Origin of the sequence: Alistipes intestinihominis (assembly GCF_040095975.1) — a bacterium.
In the GTDB taxonomy this organism is placed as follows: domain Bacteria; phylum Bacteroidota; class Bacteroidia; order Bacteroidales; family Rikenellaceae; genus Alistipes; species Alistipes senegalensis.
In genome coordinates this window covers 194694-215265 of the sequence record NZ_JBBMFL010000001.1, presented here as the reverse complement: position 1 = coordinate 215265, position 20572 = coordinate 194694, and the positions used below count along the sequence as shown (strand labels likewise).

Genomic DNA, 20572 nt, shown 5'->3' with positions numbered 1-20572 from the left:
GATGTACGACTTCGACCATCAACTGTTTCTCGACCTGAATTTCGACGGCGGCCCCTGCATGGACCACCTGATGCTGACCGTCTCGGGTACGGCGATGTGGCTTCCGCTCTATGCGCTGATTCTGTGGCTCGTCTGGCGGCGCAGCGGATGGCGCGGCGTCATCGTCTTCACGGTGCTGATGATCGCGGCGCTGGCCCTCGCGGACATGGTTTCGGGCATGTTCAAGAGCAACGGAGTGCTGGGCGGCCTGCTGCCGGGCTTCGAGCCGCGCTGGCGGCCGATGTTCACCCCCTCGCTCGAAGGGCTGGAGATCGCTCCCGACTCGCTGCGGGCGCTGCGCATGGCCGGCACGCCCGGCGACTGGACGGTCCACGTTCCGGTCGAAGCCGTGAGCGGCCGCTACGGAACAGTCTCGGCCCATGCGGCGACGATCGTCGCGCTGACCGTGCTGTCGGCGGCGGCGATTCGCCGGCGGTGGTTCACGGCGCTGATGCTCTTCTGCACCGTACTGATCTGCTATTCGCGCATCTACCTGGGCAAACACTTCCCGATGGACCTCGTGTGGGGCACGCTCGTCGGGGCGGCACTCGGATGGGCCGCATACCTGGCCTACCGGACACTGTCCTGCCCAAAAAAGGAGCTGCGATAGCAGCTCCTTTCCGTTTCCGCCGGGATCAGAATCCCCAATCGGCAGGAACCGGCGTCCGGCTCTTCACTTCGTCCGGAACGTCCGGGAAGAACTTCATGTCCATCTTCTCCTCGATAAAGGAGACCGGAACGGCAATCGCCCGCAGCTGCGCTTTCGTACCCGCTCCCGTTTCGGAATCGGCCAAATCGCTGTGCGTAAAGGTCTCGACCCAGAAACCCACGGCCTGCAATTCGTCGGCCGTGCAGTCGGCGATCCGCTTTTTCGTGTTGCCGGCCTTCGTGCGCAGCATGATCTTCCACTGATGCGTCGGCATGATGCACTCTTTCTGCTTCGGATCGGTCGTCGCCTCGCTGTAATTCGAAGAGTCGAAATCCTTCCAGTTGTCGTGCTCATAATAACATCCCGCCACCACGAAGAGCGTATCGGCCACGCGGTTGATATTCGTCGAGTTATCATCGGCTGTGATGTCGTTATTCCGATTGCTGCTGCCCGAAATCACGGCCTCGATACAGCTCCAAACCGTTCCGAAGGTCGATGCCGTTTTATTGGGCTGCGGGGCGATATTGGTCGGATAGAAGGTCTGCCTGTTGATTTCGGAGTCCCTGCCTCCGCGCTCGCGCGACATGCAGAGATGGCCTTTCGTCCAACTGCCGCTCAGACCGAGCGTCGTCCGGATGGTATTGTTCGACCAATACTGATACGGGTCCGTCCCGCCCGCTCCGTCGCTCTGGTAGATTTTCGACTGATACGCCGCATCGAGCCGGGGATCGGGAGCCCAGGGATCGGGGGTCGTCCGTCCGTAACCGCCCTCGCCGTAGCAGTCGGCCAGCGGATAGGCCACCCAAATCGGATTGTGGCGCCGCGTGTCGTAACAATAGGAGTAGTTGCGCACGGTTTTGCGCGAACTGACCGTCGTGGTCCAATGCGTATAGAACGCATAGTCGCCCGAAACGGCCGCCGCGTCCTTCGAAGGCTGCACCCAGTTGGAGGCCAACTCCGGGAAACGGTAGGCCGTGTAGAGTATCTCCACGCTCTGCGTCTTGGCCCCGGGGCCTTCGCCGGCCGTGACGGTCAGCGTGCAGCGCACCCCTTCGGGAGCGGCCGTAACGGTGATCGTGCCGTCGCCCGTACCCGAAGCGGGCGAAAACACGAGCGCCGGATCGGAACATGACGCGCTCCACGAAGCGTTGGAGGTCACCGTGATGCGGTTGGTGCCCGCAGGGTCGAAGCGCAGGTCGGCGGGAGCGAGCGAAAGCGTCACTTCGGCAGAAGCCGCGGCGCGGGTCACGGTGATGGTTTTGCCGGAGGCCTTGCCCGCAGCGGTGCGCACCCCGACTTCGACGGACGTTCCCCGGGGCATGTCCAGCACCCGGAAGGTCCCGTTGCCGACGCCCGCCGAAGGATCGACCGTCACGGCCGCCGAGGCAGGCTCCCAATAGACCTGCCACGCGCCGTTGGCCATCACGCGGACGGCATTGTTGGCGGCGTCGGTTTCGTCGAAGGTGAAAGATTCGGATTCGACGGCGGCATAGGAGTCGTCCGAAGAGTCGTCACCGCCGCAGGAGGCGAAAAACAGCAGACAGCCCAAAAGAATCCCTATAACCCGCGGGGGGGGGTAATTCAGCCGATTGCGAAAAAAGGAGTCGAGTTGTTTCATAGACTGGCATTTAATTAGACACAACGGACAAATTTAATCATTCCGGGAAAATAAACAAACAAAAAAACGGTTTCGGGACAGGGAGGGCAGAGGAATGGCGAAACAGTTGCTATTTTGCCCATTTTTCACTAATTTTGCGGGGTTGCACGAGAAAACATCAAAAACATACGATATGGCACTCGAACTCAGCGAACAGGAACAGCTTCGCAGACAGTCGCTCACGGCGCTCCGTGAATTGGGCATCGAGCCCTACCCCGCCGCCCGCTACGAGGTGACGGCCACGGCGCGCGAGATCGCCGACAACTACGACGACACCGAAAAGAATTTCCAGGAGGTGCGCATCGCCGGCCGCATCATGTCGCGCCGCATCATGGGCAGCGCCTCGTTCTTCGAACTGCAAGACCACACGGGCCGCATTCAGGTCTACATCCGCCGCGACGACGTATGCCCCGAAGGCGATCCGACGCTCTACAACACGGTCTTCAAGAAACTGCTCGACATCGGCGACTTCGTGGGCATCGAGGGCTTCGCGTTCCGCACCAACACCGGCGAACTGTCGGTGCACTGCCGCCGGTTCACCGTGCTGTCGAAGTCGATCCGCCCGCTGCCCGTCGTCAAGGAGAAGGACGGCAAGACGTTCGACGCCTTCACCGACCCGGAGGTGCGCTACCGCCAGCGGTATCTGGACCTGATCGTCAACCCGCAGGTGAAGGAAACCTTCGTCCGCCGCGCCAAGATCATGGCCACGATGCGCGAATTCTTCAATTCGAAGGGCTACATCGAAGTCGAGACCCCGATCCTGCAACCCATTCCGGGCGGCGCATCGGCGCGTCCGTTCATCACGCACCACAACTCGCTCGACATAGACCTCTACCTGCGCATCGCCACGGAGCTCTACCTCAAAAAGCTGATCGTCGGCGGATTCGACGGCGTGTACGAGTTCGGCAAGAACTTCCGTAACGAGGGCATGGACCGCACGCACAACCCCGAGTTCACGTGCATGGAGATCTACGTGGCCTACAAGGACTACCTCTGGATGATGGAGTTCACCGAGCAGATGCTCGAACGGGTGGCCGTGGCCGTGAACGGCACCACGGAGCTGACGATCGACGGCAAGGCGATCTCGTTCAAGGCCCCGTTCCGCCGCCTGACGATGACCGACGCCATCCGCGAAAAGACCGGCTACGACATCACGGGCCGCACGGAAGAGGAGCTGCGCGAAGCCTGCAAGCGACTCAACGTCGAGGTGGACGAAACCTACGGCAAAGGCAAGCTGATCGACGCCATCTTCGGACAGTACTGCGAGGAGGAGCTCATCCAGCCCACCTTCATCACGGACTATCCGCGCGAGATGTCGCCGCTGTGCAAGCGCCACCGCTCGAATCCCGACCTGACGGAGCGTTTCGAACTGTTCGTCAACGGCAAGGAGCTCTGCAACGCCTACTCCGAGCTGAACGACCCGATCGACCAGCTGGAGCGTTTCCAGGAGCAGCTGCGGCTCTCGGAGAAGGGCGACGACGAAGCCATGTTCATCGACATGGATTTCGTGCGCGCGCTGGAATACGGCATGCCGACCTGCTCGGGAATGGGCATCGGCATCGACCGTCTGACGATGTTCATGACGAACCAGCCGTCGATTCAGGACGTGCTGTTCTTCCCCCAGATGCGCCCCGAAAAGAAGGTCGTGAGCGATCCCGCAGAGGCTTACACCGCCGTCGGAGTGCCTGAAGAGTGGATTCCGGTGATTCAGAAGATGGGTTACCTCACCGTCGAGTCGCTGAAAAAACTCGCCCCCGGGAAGTTCTTCAACGACCTGTGCGGATTCAACAAGAAGAACAAACTCGGGCTGAAAGCCCCCTCGATCGACGAGGTCAAGAAATGGTGCGCGGAATAGAACTGATTCACTATAAAACATTTAGGAAAATGAGAAAGAAAATTGTTGCCGGCAACTGGAAGATGAACACGCTTCCCGCCGAAGGTGTCGAACTGGCCAAAGGCGTCGCAGCAGGCCGCGGAGAGGTTTGCTCGTGCGTGAATTTCATCGTATGCCCGCCGTTCACCCACCTGTCGATGGTCGCCGAAGCCCTGAAGGGTTCGGATATCGCTCTCGGAGCGCAGAACTGCGCCGCGGAGGCCAAAGGCGCCTATACGGGCGAAGTCGCCGCGTCGATGATCGCCGCGCTGGGCTGCAAGTACGTGATCCTCGGCCACTCGGAGCGCCGCCAGTACTACGGCGAGACCTCCGAGACGCTCAACAAGAAGATGGCGCAGGCTTATGCCAACGGACTGGTTCCCATCTACTGCGTAGGCGAGAACCTCGAAGAGCGCGAGGCCGGCAAGCACTTCGACGTGGTGAAAGCCCAGATCGAGGAGGTGGTTTACAACCTCACCGCAGAGCAGTACAAGGAGCTGGTGATCGCTTACGAGCCCGTGTGGGCCATCGGCACCGGCAAGACCGCAACGGCCGAGCAGGCACAGGAGATCCACGCCTACATCCGCGAGGTACTGGCTACCAAATTCGGCGCCGCAGCCCAGGAGACGGCGATTCTTTACGGCGGTTCGTGCAAGCCTTCGAACGCAGCCGAGATCTTCGCCAAAGAGGATGTTGACGGCGGTCTGATCGGCGGCGCAGCCCTCAAAGCCGAGGATTTCCTCGCCATCGGCAAGGGATTCTCGAAGTAATCCGCACGCCCTGCAAGGCAAATCCCCGATCCTTTTCGGATTGGGGATTTTTCATGGCGCCCGTCCCGAAGCGGATGCGGCGAGACAGCCCCACGGTTCCGACGCCGCGCACAGAAAGCCGACGCCCCGGGCACAGATGTTCAGCCACGGCACCGGAGAACTGCGTTTCCGGCTTGTGCATTCGGCCGCAAATCGCTATCTTTGTATCATAAACCCGCGCTCGGGCAGACGGTCTCCGGACCCCGGACCTGCCCGGCCGAAAACCGATTCCATGAAAATGAAACACATCTTCATCCTCCTGCTGGCCGCGATCTCCATAACGGCCTGCAACCGCACCGCCAACGCCGGCGGCGAAACCCTGACGGTCGATGAACTGCTCGCAGACGCCGACGCTCTGGTGGGCGACACCGTACGTGTGGAAGGGCTCTGCGTCAGCACCTGCGGCCACGGCAGCACCCACATCACCCTTATGGGCAGCGACACGACGCAAGTGATCGAAGCGCTGGCCGACGAACGCATGCAGTCATTCGATCCGCTGATCTCCAACCGCACGGTAGCCGTCGAAGGTGTTGTGGCGGAACAGCGTGTCGAACTGCCGTTCCTCGACGACTGGGAGATGCGCCTCGACGCCAGCATCGAGGGCGGTAAAGGCAATCCCGAAGCCGTAGCGGTGCTCAAAGGGCAGATCCGCGAACTCCGCGACTCGATCGCCGCCCGCCGTGCACGCGAAGGCAAGGAGTATTGGAGCATTTACCGCATCGAAACGTTCGCCTGCCATGCAATCGACGACGAAGCCGGGCGCTAAACGAGGCTCGCAGATTCGCCGGTGGGCGCGGATCATCCACCGCGACCTTTCCTACTTTTTCGCAGGCGTGGTGGTGGTTTACGCCGTATCGGGCATCGTGCTGAACCACAAACGCGACTTCAACAGCAACTATTCGGTCCGCCGCACGGAATTGCAGATGCCGGGCACCTATCCCTCCCCGGCCGAAACCAGCCGAGAGCAGGCCGAAGAGCTGCTCCGCGCAGCCGATCCCGAAGCGCGCTACGTGAAGCACTACGCCAGCGGCGAACAGCGGGTAAAGGTTTTCGTCGCAGGGGGCTCCGTACTCGAAGTGGACATGCAGAACGGCCGGGCGGTCTACGAAAAGCTGACCAAAAGGCCCGTCATCAGTTCGATGAACCGTCTGCACTACAACCCCAACCGGTGGTGGACCCGTTTTTCCGACATTTTCGCCGCATCGCTGCTCGTCATCACGCTCACGGGGCTGGTGATGGTTCCGGGGCGCAACGGACTGCGGGGCCGGGGAGGCATCGAACTCGCGGCGGGCATCGCCGTGCCGATCCTCTTCCTGCTCTTCCTGTAAAGCACGCCGGGACAAGACACGAAACGGGGCGGTCGTTCGATACGACCGCCCCGCTGTTTTCAGGACCGAACCGCTTACGCTCCGGCCTGCGTTACTTTCATGCGGAAAAGTTCGACACCCTCCGCACCCGTCACGATGATGTCCAGCTTACGCTCGGCACCTGTTTCGTTCTTATCCGCAGAGATCGGCCAGTTGGCGCCTGATTCCGTGCCGTGCAACCAGCTCGTCTCGGGATTGGCAATTTCCGTCATAGTGCCGGGTTCGACGATCTTCAGATCGAACTTACCCTCGGCTTTGATATAAAAAACCTCGCGCGATGCCATGCCGCCGGCCGCTGCCAGATTGACTGCATAAGGCGATTCGACAGGAATAGGTTCCCAATCGGAACTCTCATCACCCTCACGGCTGACAACGACGCTCGTAGCATAATCCTTGCTCTCAGGAACCTGCTGCATGACATAAATCTGAACAGGATCGGCATTACCGGCCGTGAGTTCGATCACCCACCCCGACTGCATTTCACCCATAGTATTGGGATAAAACGTAATGGTCAGTTCCTCGCCACTCTTGCCCTCCTCGGGAAAAATGCCGAAATAAGTACAATAAGCCTCGTCGTCTCCCATCATGGAGGTCAGCGTTGCAGTCCACTTCTCGGCCGTCGTGGTCACCGGAATCTGAATCTGTTCGAAATCGCCCGATCCCATCACACCCATAGCGTACTCTTCGGGAATCGACAATTTATCCTGTTCAGGGACGTTAGCCTCTTGAGTCACGGTGAACTCCACGGGAGTTACCGTTCCGGCCGAAATACGGTATTTGGCCGTACGCTCCTCGGTGGTCAGGTTGCTTGCAGGAGCCACCTTGATCTGAGTGGCGCTCTGGACCGTCACCACGCACCACTCGGCTTTCTCCTCGCCTTCGGCCAACACCTGCTCGACCGTGACCGCCGAAGCATCGGTGTCGAGCGCAATGACCTGCGCCTCGGGAGAGGTCGCCACGAACGTCAGCGCAGCCTGCGCCGGATCGGCCAGCGCGAGTTTGGTCACGACGGGCTGATCGTCGCCGTCGTCGGAACACCCGGCGAATGTCAACGCAACCAAAGCGAACGCCGGAATCAGAAATTTCATCTTTTTCATAACCTAACGAATATTAAAATTGGACTATAATTTTGCATTCTTGAACGCCGATTCGATCTTCAGGATCTGGAATTCGTAGAAATCCCGCGTGCGGGCGTCGCCCGAACCCCGGCGCTGTTTGTAGAGGCTCAGCACCCGGCGAAGCGTCGCCGCGTAGAGCGGCTGTCCCACCTGCGCCGAAAGCGACGGACCTTTCATGTCGTGACGATAGTAGGAGATCTCCCCGGCCGAGGCGTGGTCGTGGCGGCATTCGGGATGGTTGCAGACGAACGGAGGCAGCGCCTCGTCGGCCAGCTGCGCCAGCAGGGCGCTTCCGTCGTCGGCCAGTCCCTTGCCCAGTTGGAGCGCCGTACCCGAAGGGCCTGTCAATCCGCTGTTTTTGAGCAGCGCGGCCACGGCGGCACCTTGCAAATTCATCTCCTCGACAGTCAGCGAACCGCCCCTGACGGCCGAAGCGAAGACCGTATTGTAGGCGTCGTTCAGATAGGTGTCCACGCGGTAGATCCCCTTCTGGCCCGAACGCTCGCCCTGATAGATGCTGCCCAGGGTCGCAGGGCTGAAAATCTTGCCGGCGACACCCGAAGCCGCGTTGTCGAGGATCGTGGAGGGCTGGCCCAGTTTGTCCATCAGCTCCTGGGGCAGCAGCCACGCACGCGCCGTAAGCACCTGATCGACCAGCCATTTCATAGCCTGCTTCTGCCGTTCGGCGGGAATGTAGCTCAGGGCGCGCAGCGGGCGTCCGTCCTGCACGAGATCCTTGTACTCCACACCGCCCAGATAGGGCATCACGTGCATCAGATAACGCGTGTACTGGCCGATCACGGCGGCATACATCGACTGGATATTCTTATAGTCGCGGTTCTCCTCGGCGAACCAGTCGCAGAGGTTGGCGATCATGTACTTGCAGTTCTCGATACCGTAATTGCCCGCCTTGATATGGTCGTTGCCCAGGTCCTCCGACTGGTCGGTGGGATCGAGCGTCAGGAAAATCTGCTGTGCGCCGAACTCGTACATGGGGTCGTCGCGCTTGGCGGCCAGCAGCTCGTTGAGCAGCGGCAGCTCCTCTTCGGCGTCGCGCGTCTTCTCGAAGATGCGGTATCCCCAGTTGATGGCGTGGATGTCGTAGACGCCGACCAGGGGCGGCACCATCCGCACGCCGCGCTCGAAATCGCCGCGCTGGGCGATATAGTTGTTGCGCGCGTAATCCATGATCGAAGGAGTCGTACCGTATTTCTGCGTGAACGACGGACTGCGCAGCGAATCCACCGGGAAGGAGTAGCTCGCACCCATGTTGTGCATCAGTCCCAGCGTGTGGCCCACCTCGTGAGCGGCCACGTAGCGCAGCGACTCGCGCATCACGTCGTCGTCGAAGACCTGCTTGCGCACGCGCGGATCGACGGCTCCCGTCTGGGCGAAACGCCAGTTGTGCACCAGCGAAATGACATTGTGGTACCAGATGACGTCGGCCACCAGAATCTCGCCCGTGCGGGGGTCGGTGTAGCTCGGGCCCATGGCGTTGGCCACGTCGGTAACGGCGTAGCGGATGCAGTTGTAGCGGATGTCGTCGGGGTCGAACGACGGATCGTCGGGATAGTCGCGGGCCTCCATCACGTTCTTGAAACCGGCGGCCTCGAAAGCCTTGTTCCAGTCCTCGATGCCCAGCTTCACCACCTCGCGCCACTTGTCGGGGAAAGCGTCGTCAACGTAGAAGACAATTTTGCGCTCGGGCTCGACCAGTTCGCCGCGGAAGTATTTCTCCCATTCGCCCTCCTTCGGCTCGATGCGCCAGCGGTGGATCATCTCATGCGTCAGCAGCTTGTCCTTCGACGAGGTGTAGGTGTAATATTTCGAGCTGAAATAACCCACGCGGTTGTCCTGCCAGCGGACCTTCATCGGCTCCTCGGGCAGTTCGAGAATCGACCGCCGCACGGTCACCGTGTAGCCGTCCGGTTCGGAGTTGTAATTGAGGATGCTGGTGATTTCGAGGTTCTTTTCGAAGACCTTGACCTCCTTGAGCTTCGATCCGGCGGCATCGTACGTCGCACTCATCTCGCCCGGAACCAGCGGGCTCTGGCGGATCGGCGTGAGCAGCTTGTCGTTCGACACGAAGAACGAGGTCACGTCGATCAGCAGCGTGTCGTTGCGCGAAGCCTTGATCTTGAAGGTCCGGGTGATGGGGTCCTGCACGTTGCGGCGGAACGACTTCTCGATGGGGTCGTTCGGCGCCACGCGCTCCCAATGGTTGACCTTGTGGAGATAGACGTTGGAGGTATCGGCCGAGAAGCGGATCATGAACGGATCGCCCAGCATCTGCCCGGCCACGAAATTGGAATTCTGGCTGATCTCCGAAATCCGGTTGGCCAGCAGATAGCTGGCTTTGAGGTTGCGGGGCGTGACGGCCAGCAGCAGTTCACCCGTCTTCGTCAGATAGTAGTCGAACAGGCCGCTGCCTTTCCGGGCGCCCTTGACGGCCTTGTCGAATTTGTCCTCTTTCTTCACGGAGTCCGTCTTCTCGACCTTCGCGGCCTTCTTTTTCTTACTGGAGAAGGGCCACATCTGCTCCGCGTGCAACGGGCTGCAAGCCAAGAGCACGGCGGTTGCAGCCAGAATCAGTTGTTTATTCATATTCATCGGATGTTGTGTGTGTTACAGTTCCTTGAACCACAGCGAACGGATGCGCTGGAATCCCGTCCAATCGGTATTTTCGTCGGCCTGGAGTTCGATCCGGTCGGCGGTGTCCGCCACCGCATACTTGCGGATGCGGCCGCTGTCCGGAGTACCCGCCTCGTAGGTGCAGACATAAACGCAATCGCTGTTGCCTTCGGCCACGGTGTGGATGTCGCCGTGGATCTGCGTGATCTCCGCGGGCGAGAAATCCAGCAGCTGCACGGGCTTCCGGCCATTGCGGAAATCGTAGCCGTAGAGCACGCCGCCCACCGAGTAGAGCATATAGCCGTGCTGCGAGGTCATGCACCAGTTCGCGGCCTCCGCCACGGGAACCGAAGCGTCGATCTCGTAACGCGCCCCCTTACTGGGACCCGACCGCAGGCAGGCGTAGGTGTAGATCCAGTATTTCCCCGCCGGGGCGTCGTGCAGGATCGTAGCCGACTGCCCCGAAAGGAAGCGCGAATTGACGGTCGTCACATAATCCAGCCCCGTCCGCCAGGGAAACAGGGCAAGGTCCGATTCGGTGTCGGCGGCATTCCGCAGGGTTTCGTCGTTGCGCATCAGGTAGCAGAAGCGCTTGTCGTCGTCGTTGTAGAGCATGACGGTGGTGATGGACCCGGCGCCGCTTCCGCCGCTTAGGTTGTAGGCGATCCTGTCGCCGATGCGCACGTAGTCGTAGCTCTCGGCATAACGGTTGACCGGATTGCCGAAATAGCCCGTGTTGACCGAAGAAATGCTGTATACGTACGCGTAGCCGTCCACCAGAAAGATGCGGAACTTGTCGTCGATCTGGATCATGTCCGAAGCGGCGGTCTCCGTCAGGTACTGCGGATTGGCGAAGTAGTTGCGCATGACGGTATAGTCGTCCGTTCCGAAAGATTCGCGGTCGTAGAGGAAACTCCCCTCTCCGGTCGAAAGGTAGATGCGCCCGTGCACCAGCGAAGTGTACTCGTTGTTGTCGCACCAGATGCGCAGGGGATTGCGGTGGCGGGTGTCGTCCCTGACCACGTCGCGTTGAAGCAGCGTATCGCGGCTGATCGACACCATGTCCACGACGGCGGCGCCCTCCTCGTCCTCGGCGGCGACCAGCCAGCCGCGCGTATAGGCCGTGCTGACCGAGATCGTGGTGCTGCGGCTGAACATCAGTCCCGTCGCGGGGTCGGTGATGCGCAGCAGCAGCGAATAGTCGTCGCTGGGCAGGTTCACGGCGTAGTCCAGATCGCGCGTCCGGGCGATCGTGGTGCGCTCGCCCGGATTGCGGACCTGACCGACGACCACCCATTCGTATTCGTAACTCCCGGTCAGCCCGGGGTCCTGCGACGCGGTGATGTAGGGGCTGATTTTCAGTTCGTCGATGCCCGAACGCAATTTGTATTCCACGCCCTCGAAGCCCCGGGCCCCGATGACGATTTCATTGATCTCGCGGTAATCGTAATTCCCCTTGTCGCCGTAGCAGCCGCCCAGCAGCAGAAGGAGTGCGGAAACCGCGAACAAACAGCTCTTTTTCATAGGCTCTGAATCATTATTCGGCCGAATCCGGTCCGGATTCCATTTTGACGGGATTGCCCTCCCCGTCGAGATAGTCCTCATAGACGGTCCGCCCGGCGCGCTCCTCCCCGTCGAGGTAGCGGCGGAAATTCTGTCCCAGCACCTTGCGTTCGACGTACGACAGGGCGTCCGGCTGGAAATCGGCGAGCGTCAGGTCGAAGACGCTGCACATGAGTTTGATCTTCTTGTCCGAATAGGGTCCGTAGAACTGGTCCGACCACCCGTCGAGCCGCACGTACTTGTCGCTCACCGTGACGGTGTGGCGCAGCACGTCCGTACCCACGGTCTCGGTCCCGTTCACCGGGAGCCAGGCGCTCAGCGGCAGGTCGAACTGCTCGTTGGGAAGCAGTTCGAGCGTGAGCGTCAGCTCCTTCCCGTCGAGCGAGGCCCGGCGGAAAAACCGGATCGGAATGTAACCGTAAACCTCGCCCGCCGCGACGACGCAGTCGCCCTCGGGCAGTTCGTAGTCGTGTCCCTCCTGCGCCGTGGTCCGGTCGGCGACGGTGCGGAAGGCAAAGGCGCGCGGATAGTCGGCCACCGAACCGATGACCTTGACCCGCAGTTGCAGGGTCTGTTCGTCGGTTCCGCTGGGCAGCAGCGCGAACGGGAGGCTCGAATCGGCGGTGTAGCGCGGGTTCTCCTCGTCGCTGCCCGATTGCAGCATGGCGAAATAGATTCCCGTCTGCCCGTCGTAGGTCCGGATGGATTCGTTGCAGGCCCCCAACGCGAGGGCCGCGGCAGCGAGCGCCGGAATCAGTCCGTATCGGTTGTAATTTTTCATGTCGAACGCTATTTATGGTGCTCCTGTTCCTTCTCGGGCAGCGCGAAGAGGTAATTCGCCGGGTCGAACTCCAAATAGCCGCCGTTGTTGCTGTACACTTTCCGGATCGAGGTCTTGCGCAGACGCTTGTAGTACCAGAAGAGCTGCCCCTCGCCGACGAATTCGCGGATGTACTCCTCCGTGAGATCGTTGCTCAGCGTTCCCGTCGCGGGCAGCGAGGTCGCCTTGCGGGCCGAGCGCAGCGCGTTGAGCCACCCGTAGGCCGTCGCCTTGGAGTCCTCGCACTCGGCGGCGATCAGGTACATCTCCGCCATCCGGACGACGGGGACCATCGAGGCGTAACCCAGGTCCATGTCCTGCACCTGCCCGTATTTGACGAAGAAACGCTGGTCCACGCCCTCGGTATTCTTGAGCGTCTGCCACTGGTAGGTGCGCAGGTCGCTTTCCGAATCGTAGAGGTTGTGCACGGCCAGTTCACCCATCGTGAGCAGGTTGACCTGTTCGAGTTTGTTGGAAAAGAATTTGTCGTGGATGTCGCTCGTGCGTTTCGAGTTGACCGCCGAGAAGAGCGCCTCCGACGAGAAGATGCGGTCTTCGGAGTTCTGCGTGGCCACGCCGACGGCGGTCTGCCCGGTCACATCCTCGCGCGACGCGAAGGGAAAGAACGGCCCGGCCTCGTCGATCACCTCCCCGGCCAGCCGCCCTGCCAGCGTCCGGTCGCCGGTATAGATGGCCAGCCGCGCCTGCAACGCTTTCACCGCAAAGTAATTGAGCCGCAGGTGACGGCTCCGGTAACGCACCGAACCGGTCGTTTCGCCGTTCAACCGCCCCTCGGTGCGCACGGGGTCCCACTCAGCGAGTTCGGAGAGCGCGTCGGTGAAGTCCCCGGCGATCTTTTCGGCCACCTCGTTCGCGGGCAGCAGCGGCGTGACGGTCAGTTCGCTGCTCGTGCGGTAGGGAATCGAAACCCGGGCGGGAGCCTCCGCGAAGACGGGCCCGAAGATGCGCAGCATCTCGAAGTGCAGCAACGCCCGCATGCCCAGCATCTCGCCGCGGATGATGTGGTAGGCGCGGTCGGAGAGCACATCGCGGTCGCTCTCGCAATGTTCGAGAATCTTGTTGACGTTGGCGATGACGAAATAGGCTTTGTCCCACGTATCGGCGACGGCCGTCTTGCGGGCCTCCGCGGAGTAGGCGCCCAGCGTGTTGAAGGTATGGGTCGAAGGCTGCGTGGTATCGAAATACTGGGCCTGCACATCGAACGTGACGGCCGCGAGCGACTTGCCGTATAAGCTCGCCTGCGGCAACTCGGCATAGACGCCGTTGAGCGCCGTGAAGAACCCCTCCTCGGTCTCGAACAGGGTGTTCTCCATGATACGGTCCGACGAGTCGATCGTCAGCCAGCCCTTGCAGCCGCCCGACAACAGCGCCAGCGCCATCAGGAAATATAGTTTGATGATTTTCATAAGCATACGGTTTTCGGATCAGAAACGCAGGCTGATCGACAGCGAGAAACTTTTCGAAAAAGGATAGTCCGTACCGCGCTCCTCCTTGAAGGATGCCAGGCGGAAGATGTCGTTCATATAGAAGCGGAACGAAGCGCCCTGGACGCCGACGACATGCAGCCAGCGGGCCGAGGTTTCGTAACCGACGGAGATCGACTCCCCGGCGATGTAGTTCTCCCGGAGCACGAAGCGCGAGGACATGGGCGTAGTGTCGTCGATGCTGATGGCCTTGAAACGAGCCTTGTCGCCGGGTTTCTGCCAGCGGTCGTGCAGCGCGCGCCGGTCGAGGTTGTAGTAGAGCGCCGTTTCGGAGATGTTCTCCACCTTGTTGTAGAGCGCCGAAGCGAATACGTCGGCCCCGAAGCTGTAACGCAGGTTGACGCTGGCCGAAAAGCCCTTGTAGAAGATCGAGGTTCCGATGATGCCCTCCAGAGCGGGAGCCGAGGAGCCCACCACCACCTCGTCGTTGGCGTCGTACTTGAACGTATAGCTGCCGTCCTTGCGGATGAAGACCTCGCGTCCCGAGGAGGGGTCGATGCCGTGCGACCGCACGGCCCAGATGTCGTCGGGGCTGGCTCCGTCGTAATAACGCTTGAAGGTCGTGGCGCTGCCCTTCTGGTTCATGAAGTCGAGTTTGTCGCCGATGTTGCGGTACTCCGAGTTGTTCTGGCTGAAAGAGGCGTTCACGCTCCAGCGCAGGTACTGCCGTTTCATGACCACCACGTTGAGACTGCCCGAAAAGCCCTTCGATATCTGACCGCCGAAATTGGTGTAGATGCGCGTCGTGCCCAGCGACGGGGGCACGGGAATCTGGGCCAGCAGCGGGTCGGTGTTCTTGTGGTAGAAATCCACCGAGAACTTCACGCGGTCGAAGATGTCGATGTCGAGACCGAGGTTCTTGTCGATGGTTTTCTGCCATTTGAGATTCGGGTTGCCGAACTTTTCGAGGATTGCGCTGGTCCCGAAAAGATTCTGGTAGGTGGAGTTGTAGATGTAGGTTCCCGAAGCCGTGTAGGCGTCGAAATTCTGGTTTCCGGGGTTACCGATCGAGAAGCGCAGCTTCAGCAGATCGAGCCATTCGGCCTTGCACCACGCCTCGTTGTGGATGTTCCATCCCACGCCCACGGCCCACGTCGTCGTGAAGAGGTTCTCCGAACCGAAAACCGACGATCCGTCCATACGCAGGCTGGCGTCGAACAGATAACGGTTGCGGTAGGAGTAGTTGCCGTTGAGATAGAAGCTCGTGCTGCGGCTGATCCGGTCCGTGTAGCTCGGCTTGTCGCCCTGCTGGAAACCTTCGGAGAACGAGGGATTCTGGTGCAGGTCGCTCGTGAATCCGAAGATCTCGTAGCCGGTGTTCTTCTGCGTGCGCGAACTGAAATTCCAGCCGCCGACGGCATTGATCTGATGATGGCCGAAAAGCCGGCCGTAGGTGACGGTGACATCGCCGTTGTAGCTCATCAGGTCGGTCTTTTCCGTCGTGTAGGAGCCCTTGGAGGTCGAACCGTTGAAATCGGAGTGCGCGGGCGACTTGAACGCCTCGCGCTCGGAGATGCTCTTATTCAGGGCGAGACGCCCGCGGACCTGCAACGAGGTCACGGGACGCCAGATGACCGTGAAATTGTTGCGCAGTCCGAGGTCCTTCGTCACGTCGGTGTTGACCACGCGGCGGAGCTGGTAGAGCGGGTTGTAAATGAACTCCTGCGCCACGGAATAAGGCTCCAGAAACTCCGGAATCTCCCCGTCCTCGCTGTATTTGCGGTAATAGGGATTGGCCTGGGCGAAAGTCGAGAAGGAGACCGGCTCGCGCTCGCTCTTCACGGAATCGAAACTGAAATCGTTCGAAAAGATCAGCTTGTCGGTGCGGTAGACGAGGTTGATATTACCGCCCGTAATCCCCTTTTCGGAGCCCTTCATGATGCCCTTCTGATTGCTGTAATTCAACCCCACGCCGTAGAGCATGGCCTCGCTGCCGCCGTCGATATAAACGCTGTGCGTGTGGTTCAGCACCGAACGCAGGGGAACCGACAACCAATAGGTGTCCACGCCGCGCATCACCTCGGCCAGCCGCGAATTGTAGAGCGCATCCAACTGATCCTGATCCTCGCCGACATAGCGTCCGGCCAGCACCTCGTAGCGGAGCTTCTCTTCGGCATTCATCAGGTTGTAGTCGGAGAGGTCGGGGAACTCGAACCGCAGGTCGGCCGAATAGGAGACCCTCAGCTGCCCCGGCTCGGGCTTGACCGTCTCGACGACGATCACACCGTTGGAAGCCTTCGAACCATAGATGGCCGCCGAAGCGGCATCTTTGAGCACCGTGACGCTGGCGATACGGTCCATGCTCAGGTTCTGAATCTGGGCGATCTCCACCTCGATGCCGTCGAGGATGAAGAGCGGCTGATTGGCCGTATTGTCGTATTCGGTGGTGAGGTCGCCCACCAAACTGGTCTTGCCGCGAATCTCCAGATCGGGCAGCCGGTTGGGGTCGGAACCGAAAGCGCGGTTCTCGACGAGCGTCAAGGCCGGTTCGAGCGTTTTGAGACTCTGAAAGACGTTCTTCGTGCCGATGGCCCGCAACTCCTTGCCCGTGTAGGTCGTCGCCGAACCGGCGAAGCTGTTCTTGTCGCGGCTGTAAATACCCGTCACCACCACCTCGTTGACCTGCGTGGCGTCCTCTTTGAGCACGACTTCCAGATCGCGCTGGTTGGCATACTCCACCTCGAAGGGGACCATGCCTATGAAGGTGAAAACGATGGTCTGCTTGCCCGACGGAATGCCTTGCAGGCGGAATTCGCCCTTGGCGTCGGTCGCGGTGCCGATACGGGGCGTCGATTTCACATAAACCGAGGCACCGACAATGAATTCGCCTTTCTCGTTTTTGACATTGCCGGTTATCGTCCGGCTGGGTTTGGAAGCGCTACTCTGTGCATGAACGAGCAGGGGGGGGGAGATCAATGCAGACAACAGAAGCAGCAGAAATCGCAGTTTCATAGATTCGGAGTATTTCCGCCTGCCGGAAAAAGCGACTCCGGCCGATCGGAATTCATTTGACTTTTCGCACGCTCCGGGGGCAGATCATCCGACACCGGAGAGATTTTGCAAAGGTATAATATTAATTCGGAATAGCAAAACAGGACGCATCCCTAAAAAAGGGGATTTTTTCATTTCGCCGTTGCCGTCCGGAAAGCGGAAAGAACGGCAAGGACGGGCGAAAGCCCCCTGCGAAACAGCGAAGCGATCTTCCGGCCATGATACAATCCGAAAAATCCGCGAATGGGGCGTCAGTCCCATCCGCGGATTTCAACGGAAACGGTGCAAATGCACCGCTGTCACGAATTACATTTTCTTGCCCACGTTGGTCTTCTTGGCAACCTTCGGAGCGGCAGCCTTGGCCGAAGCGGCCTTCGGGGCTGCGGGCTTCTTCGGGGCGGCAGCCTTCTTGGGTGCTGCGGCCTTCTTGGCCTCGCCGCCCTCGACGACGGTGGCCTCCTCCACGGCGTCGGTCTTCTTCGCTGCGGGCTTGCGCGAACGGCGCGTCTTGGGTTTCGCCTCCGAAGCGGCAGCCGGAGCGATGCCCAGCGTGTAAGCCTCGTTGAAATCGACGAACTCGATGATGCACATGTCGGCAGCGTCGCCCAGACGGAAACCGGTCTTCAGAATGCGGGTGTAACCGCCCGGACGCTCGGCGATCTTCGGAGCGATCGTGCGGAACAGTTCCGTGACGGCCTCCTTCTGTTTCAGGTACGAGAATACTACACGGCGCGAGTGGGTCGTGTCCTCCTTCGACTTGGTTACCAGGGGCTCCACGAACTGCCGTACGGCCTTTGCCTTCGCAACGGTGGTCTCGATGCGCTTGTGCATGATCAGCGACGATGCCATGTTCGAAAGCATCGCCTTGCGGTGTCCCGCCTGACGGCCGAGGTGGTTGAAATTCTTATTGTGTCTCATTTAATTAATCTTTGTCAAGTTTGTAGATTGATACGTCCATACCGAACTTCAAGTTGAGCGAGGTCAGCAGCTCGTCGAGCTCCGTCAGCGACTTCTTGCCGAAGTTGCGGAACTTCAGCAGGTCGTTGCGGTTCAGCTTCACGAGATCCCCCACGGTATCCACGTCGGCGGCTTTCAGACAGTTCAGGGCGCGGACCGAAAGATCCTGGTCCGAGAGCTTCGTCTTCAACAGCTGACGCATGTGGAGAACATCCTCATCGAACTCCTCGGCACCGTTCGTATCTTCCATGTTGACGGTGATCTTCTCGTCGGAGAAGAGCATGAAGTGCTGGATGAGAATCTTGGCGGCCTCTTTCAGAGCCTCTTTGGGGTGAATCGACCCGTCGGTAGTAATTTCCAAATTCAACTTCTCGTAGTCGGTCCTCTGCTCGACGCGGTAGTCCTCGATCGAGTACTTCACGTTCTTGATGGGCGTGAAGATCGAGTCGATCGGAAGCGTTCCGAACTCGCTTTCGGCGGGGGTGTTCTCCTCCGCGGGCACGTAGCCGCGGCCCTTGCCGATCGTGAGCGTCATCTGCATCTTGGTGCCCGGGGCCAGGTGGCAGATCACCAGGTCGGGGTTGAGCACCTTGAAGAACGACAGGTAATTCGAGATATATCCGGCAGTCAGCTCCGTCACACCCGCAACGTTAATGGATACTTTTTCTGCATCCTGATTATCGACTGTGCGGATAAAACGAACCTGCTTCAGATTGAGGATGATGTTCAACATATCCTCCATCACACCGGGGATAGCGGCAAACTCGTGATCGACACCGGCTACCTTGACAGTCGTGATCGCATAACCCTCGAGCGAGGAGAGCAGAATACGACGTAAAGCGTTACCGACAGTCCGGCCGAATCCGGGCTCCAACGGCCGGAACTCGAACTTTCCGAACGATGAAGTGGATTCAAGCATAATAACCTTCTCAGGTTTCTGGAATGCTAATATTGCCATAATAGTGAATTTGTTTGATTACTACTTCGAGTACAACTCGACGATGAGCTGCTCCTTGATGTTCTCGGGAATCTCCTCACGCTCCGGGCGCTGGAGGAACTTTCCGCTCATCGAAGCGTTGTCCCACTCCAACCAGGCGTAGCGGCTCTTCGACGAGCCGGACAGAGATACCGTGATCACTTCCAGGCTCTTCGACTTCTCGCGAACCGACACCACGTCACCCGCACGCAGCGAGTACGAGGGAATGTTCACGACGTTGCCGTTCACACAGATATGGCAGTGCGAAACGAGCTGGCGGGCAGCGGCACGCGTCGGGGCGATACCCAAGCGGTAAACGACGTTGTCCAGACGGCATTCCAGCAGCTTCAACAGGTTCTCGCCCGTGATGCCGCCCATGCGGGCAGCCTGCTCGTAGGTGCGCGAGAACTGCTTCTCCAGCAGACCGTAGGTATATTTGGCCTTCTGCTTCTCGCTCAACTGCGTGCCGTACTCCGACACCTTTTTGCGCTTGCGCGCCAGACCGTGCTGTCCGGGAGGATAATTGCGCTTTTCGAGCACCTTATCCGCACCATAGATAGCTTCGCCGAACTTGCGGGCGATTTTCGATTTAGGTCCTATGTATTTTCCCATTGTCTTAACTTATTAAAAAAACGTTGAATATTCCTTACCTCGCACCGAAAATTAGACGCGGCGGCGGTTAGGAGCACGGCAACCGTTGTGCGGCAGCGGAGTAACGTCGATGATCTCCATCACCTCGATACCTGCGCCGTGGATGGTGCGCACCGCCGACTCGCGGCCGGCGCCCGGACCCTTGACATAGACTTTCACCTTGCGCAGGCCCATGTCGTAAGCCACCTTCGCGCAATCCTGCGAAGCGGTCTGTGCTGCATACGGAGTATTCTTCTTCGAACCACGGAAACCCATCTTACCGGCCGACGACCAGCTGATAACGTCACCCACCTCGTTGGTGATGGTGATGATCACGTTGTTGAAAGTGGAGTGCACATAAGCGTTACCCACGGCTCCGACCTTGACAACCTTTTTCTTAACTGTTCCAGTTTTCTTTGCCATAATTCTCTAAAGATTACTTCGTTGCCTTTTTCTTGTTTGCGACGGTCTTCTTGCGGCCCTTGCGGGTGCGCGCATTGTTCTTGGTTGACTGACCGCGGACCGGAAGACCCAGACGGTGACGGATGCCGCGGTAGCAGCCGATATCCATCAGGCGCTTGATGTTCATCTGGACCATCGAGCGGCATTCGCCCTCGACCTTGATGCCCATGTCGGCGATCGTCGAACGGATCGCTCCGACCTGGTCGTCCGACCAGTCCTGTACTTTGAGATCGTAGCTGATGCCAGCCGTCTCGAGAATTTTGCGAGCCGTCGAGCGACCGATGCCGTAGATATAGGTCAGGCCGATCTCGCCTCTTTTGTTTTTCGGTAAATCTACACCGACTATACGTGCCATATAAATACTTTTTCTTTTTTGACTTGTCTAAAAAACATTAACCCTGGCGCATTTTGAACTTGGGATTCTTCTTGCAAATGACGTAAAGTTTGCCTTTGCGCTTCACAATCTTGCAATCCTCGCTTCTCTTCTTGATGGATGCTTTTACTTTCATGATTTTCAAGCAATCT

Annotated in this window: 18 protein-coding genes; 5 read left to right on the top strand and 13 right to left on the bottom strand. The window is 59.5% G+C overall.

Features of this window, described 5'->3' with window-relative positions; translation table 11 throughout:
* The first annotated feature begins 1 nt into the window (after position 1).
* Complete coding sequence (locus tag WMO46_RS00950; RefSeq protein ID WP_278965293.1) at positions 2 to 649, top strand: phosphatase PAP2 family protein; 648 nt, start codon at positions 2 to 4, stop codon at positions 647 to 649.
* 25 nt (positions 650 to 674) lie between these two features.
* Here the strand turns inward: WMO46_RS00950 and WMO46_RS00945 are convergent, their stop codons facing one another.
* The gene (locus WMO46_RS00945; RefSeq protein ID WP_349093599.1) at positions 675 to 2237 is read right to left on the bottom strand and encodes a DNA/RNA non-specific endonuclease; all 1563 of its coding nucleotides are present in this window, start codon (positions 2235 to 2237) and stop codon (positions 675 to 677) included.
* 241 nt (positions 2238 to 2478) lie between these two features.
* Here WMO46_RS00945 and lysS point away from each other — a divergent pair, with 241 nt between their 5' ends.
* From lysS to WMO46_RS00925, 4 genes are all read left to right on the top strand, one after another.
* A complete protein-coding gene (lysS, locus tag WMO46_RS00940) occupies positions 2479 to 4200 on the top strand; it encodes a lysine--tRNA ligase (RefSeq protein WP_129650845.1) in 1722 nt (573 codons plus the stop codon).
* Between the two features lie 29 nt (positions 4201 to 4229).
* On the top strand, positions 4230 to 4988 hold the full coding sequence (gene tpiA / locus WMO46_RS00935; RefSeq protein ID WP_129650846.1) for a triose-phosphate isomerase: 759 nt from the start codon (positions 4230 to 4232) through the stop codon (positions 4986 to 4988).
* 271 nt (positions 4989 to 5259) lie between these two features.
* Positions 5260 to 5793 carry a hypothetical protein gene (locus tag WMO46_RS00930; protein WP_227901007.1) on the top strand — a complete coding sequence of 178 codons (534 nt, stop codon included), beginning with the start codon at positions 5260 to 5262 and terminating at the stop codon, positions 5791 to 5793.
* The gene (locus WMO46_RS00925; protein ID WP_129650847.1) at positions 5765 to 6355 is read left to right on the top strand and encodes a PepSY-associated TM helix domain-containing protein; all 591 of its coding nucleotides are present in this window, start codon (positions 5765 to 5767) and stop codon (positions 6353 to 6355) included. The genes WMO46_RS00930 and WMO46_RS00925 overlap by 29 nt, the downstream gene beginning before the upstream one ends.
* Positions 6356 to 6429: 74 nt before the next feature.
* Here WMO46_RS00925 and WMO46_RS00920 read toward each other — a convergent pair whose 3' ends face one another.
* The 12 genes from WMO46_RS00920 to ykgO all read right to left on the bottom strand — a co-directional run bounded on the left by WMO46_RS00920 (position 6430) and on the right by ykgO (position 20556).
* On the bottom strand, positions 6430 to 7491 hold the full coding sequence (locus WMO46_RS00920) for a BACON domain-containing protein (RefSeq protein WP_349093598.1): 1062 nt from the start codon (positions 7489 to 7491) through the stop codon (positions 6430 to 6432).
* Positions 7492 to 7515: 24 nt separating this feature from the next.
* Complete coding sequence (locus tag WMO46_RS00915; protein WP_196016931.1) at positions 7516 to 10122, bottom strand: zinc-dependent metalloprotease; 2607 nt, start codon at positions 10120 to 10122, stop codon at positions 7516 to 7518.
* A gap of 15 nt (positions 10123 to 10137) precedes the next feature.
* Positions 10138 to 11667, bottom strand: coding sequence for a PKD-like family lipoprotein (locus WMO46_RS00910; RefSeq protein WP_019152153.1), 1530 nt, complete (start codon positions 11665 to 11667; stop codon positions 10138 to 10140).
* Positions 11668 to 11680: 13 nt separating this feature from the next.
* Positions 11681 to 12487, bottom strand: a complete 807-nt coding sequence (locus WMO46_RS00905) for a DUF4843 domain-containing protein (RefSeq protein WP_019152152.1) — start codon at positions 12485 to 12487, stop codon at positions 11681 to 11683.
* Between the two features lie 8 nt (positions 12488 to 12495).
* Positions 12496 to 13953, bottom strand: coding sequence for a RagB/SusD family nutrient uptake outer membrane protein (locus tag WMO46_RS00900; protein WP_019152151.1), 1458 nt, complete (start codon positions 13951 to 13953; stop codon positions 12496 to 12498).
* An 18-nt stretch (positions 13954 to 13971) separates the two neighbouring features.
* Positions 13972 to 16983, bottom strand: coding sequence for a SusC/RagA family TonB-linked outer membrane protein (locus WMO46_RS00895; protein ID WP_349093597.1), 3012 nt, complete (start codon positions 16981 to 16983; stop codon positions 13972 to 13974).
* Between the two features lie 345 nt (positions 16984 to 17328).
* A complete protein-coding gene (rplQ, locus tag WMO46_RS00890; RefSeq protein WP_019152149.1) occupies positions 17329 to 17940 on the bottom strand; it encodes a 50S ribosomal protein L17 in 612 nt (203 codons plus the stop codon).
* 4 nt (positions 17941 to 17944) lie between these two features.
* Entirely contained in the window at positions 17945 to 18937 is a 993-nt protein-coding gene (locus WMO46_RS00885; protein ID WP_196016936.1) for a DNA-directed RNA polymerase subunit alpha, read from the bottom strand.
* A gap of 21 nt (positions 18938 to 18958) precedes the next feature.
* Positions 18959 to 19567, bottom strand: coding sequence for a 30S ribosomal protein S4 (gene rpsD / locus WMO46_RS00880; protein WP_019152147.1), 609 nt, complete (start codon positions 19565 to 19567; stop codon positions 18959 to 18961).
* Positions 19568 to 19618: 51 nt separating this feature from the next.
* Positions 19619 to 20008, bottom strand: a complete 390-nt coding sequence (gene rpsK, locus WMO46_RS00875; RefSeq protein WP_019152146.1) for a 30S ribosomal protein S11 — start codon at positions 20006 to 20008, stop codon at positions 19619 to 19621.
* Between the two features lie 13 nt (positions 20009 to 20021).
* Positions 20022 to 20402, bottom strand: a complete 381-nt coding sequence (gene rpsM, locus WMO46_RS00870; protein WP_019152145.1) for a 30S ribosomal protein S13 — start codon at positions 20400 to 20402, stop codon at positions 20022 to 20024.
* Positions 20403 to 20439: 37 nt separating this feature from the next.
* Entirely contained in the window at positions 20440 to 20556 is a 117-nt protein-coding gene (gene ykgO / locus WMO46_RS00865) for a type B 50S ribosomal protein L36 (protein WP_010262443.1), read from the bottom strand.
* Between the last annotated feature and the right edge of the window lie 16 nt (positions 20557 to 20572).

Excerpts from the sequence above, each read along its gene's own strand:
- WMO46_RS00950 (WP_278965293.1), top strand. The coding sequence starts at position 2 with ATGTACGACTTCGACCATCAACTGTTTCTCGACCTGAATTTCGACGGC.
- lysS (WP_129650845.1), top strand. The coding sequence starts at position 2,479 with ATGGCACTCGAACTCAGCGAACAGGAACAGCTTCGCAGACAGTCGCTC.
- tpiA (WP_129650846.1), top strand. The coding sequence starts at position 4,230 with ATGAGAAAGAAAATTGTTGCCGGCAACTGGAAGATGAACACGCTTCCC.
- WMO46_RS00930 (WP_227901007.1), top strand. The coding sequence starts at position 5,260 with ATGAAAATGAAACACATCTTCATCCTCCTGCTGGCCGCGATCTCCATA.
- WMO46_RS00925 (WP_129650847.1), top strand. The coding sequence starts at position 5,765 with ATGCAATCGACGACGAAGCCGGGCGCTAAACGAGGCTCGCAGATTCGC.
- WMO46_RS00920 (WP_349093598.1), bottom strand. The coding sequence starts at position 7,491 with ATGAAAAAGATGAAATTTCTGATTCCGGCGTTCGCTTTGGTTGCGTTG.
- WMO46_RS00915 (WP_196016931.1), bottom strand. The coding sequence starts at position 10,122 with ATGAATATGAATAAACAACTGATTCTGGCTGCAACCGCCGTGCTCTTG.
- WMO46_RS00910 (WP_019152153.1), bottom strand. The coding sequence starts at position 11,667 with ATGAAAAAGAGCTGTTTGTTCGCGGTTTCCGCACTCCTTCTGCTGCTG.
- WMO46_RS00905 (WP_019152152.1), bottom strand. The coding sequence starts at position 12,487 with ATGAAAAATTACAACCGATACGGACTGATTCCGGCGCTCGCTGCCGCG.
- WMO46_RS00900 (WP_019152151.1), bottom strand. The coding sequence starts at position 13,953 with ATGAAAATCATCAAACTATATTTCCTGATGGCGCTGGCGCTGTTGTCG.
- WMO46_RS00895 (WP_349093597.1), bottom strand. The coding sequence starts at position 16,983 with ATGAAACTGCGATTTCTGCTGCTTCTGTTGTCTGCATTGATCTCCCCC.
- rplQ (WP_019152149.1), bottom strand. The coding sequence starts at position 17,940 with ATGAGACACAATAAGAATTTCAACCACCTCGGCCGTCAGGCGGGACAC.
- WMO46_RS00885 (WP_196016936.1), bottom strand. The coding sequence starts at position 18,937 with ATGGCAATATTAGCATTCCAGAAACCTGAGAAGGTTATTATGCTTGAA.
- rpsD (WP_019152147.1), bottom strand. The coding sequence starts at position 19,567 with ATGGGAAAATACATAGGACCTAAATCGAAAATCGCCCGCAAGTTCGGC.
- rpsK (WP_019152146.1), bottom strand. The coding sequence starts at position 20,008 with ATGGCAAAGAAAACTGGAACAGTTAAGAAAAAGGTTGTCAAGGTCGGA.
- rpsM (WP_019152145.1), bottom strand. The coding sequence starts at position 20,402 with ATGGCACGTATAGTCGGTGTAGATTTACCGAAAAACAAAAGAGGCGAG.
- ykgO (WP_010262443.1), bottom strand. The coding sequence starts at position 20,556 with ATGAAAGTAAAAGCATCCATCAAGAAGAGAAGCGAGGATTGCAAGATT.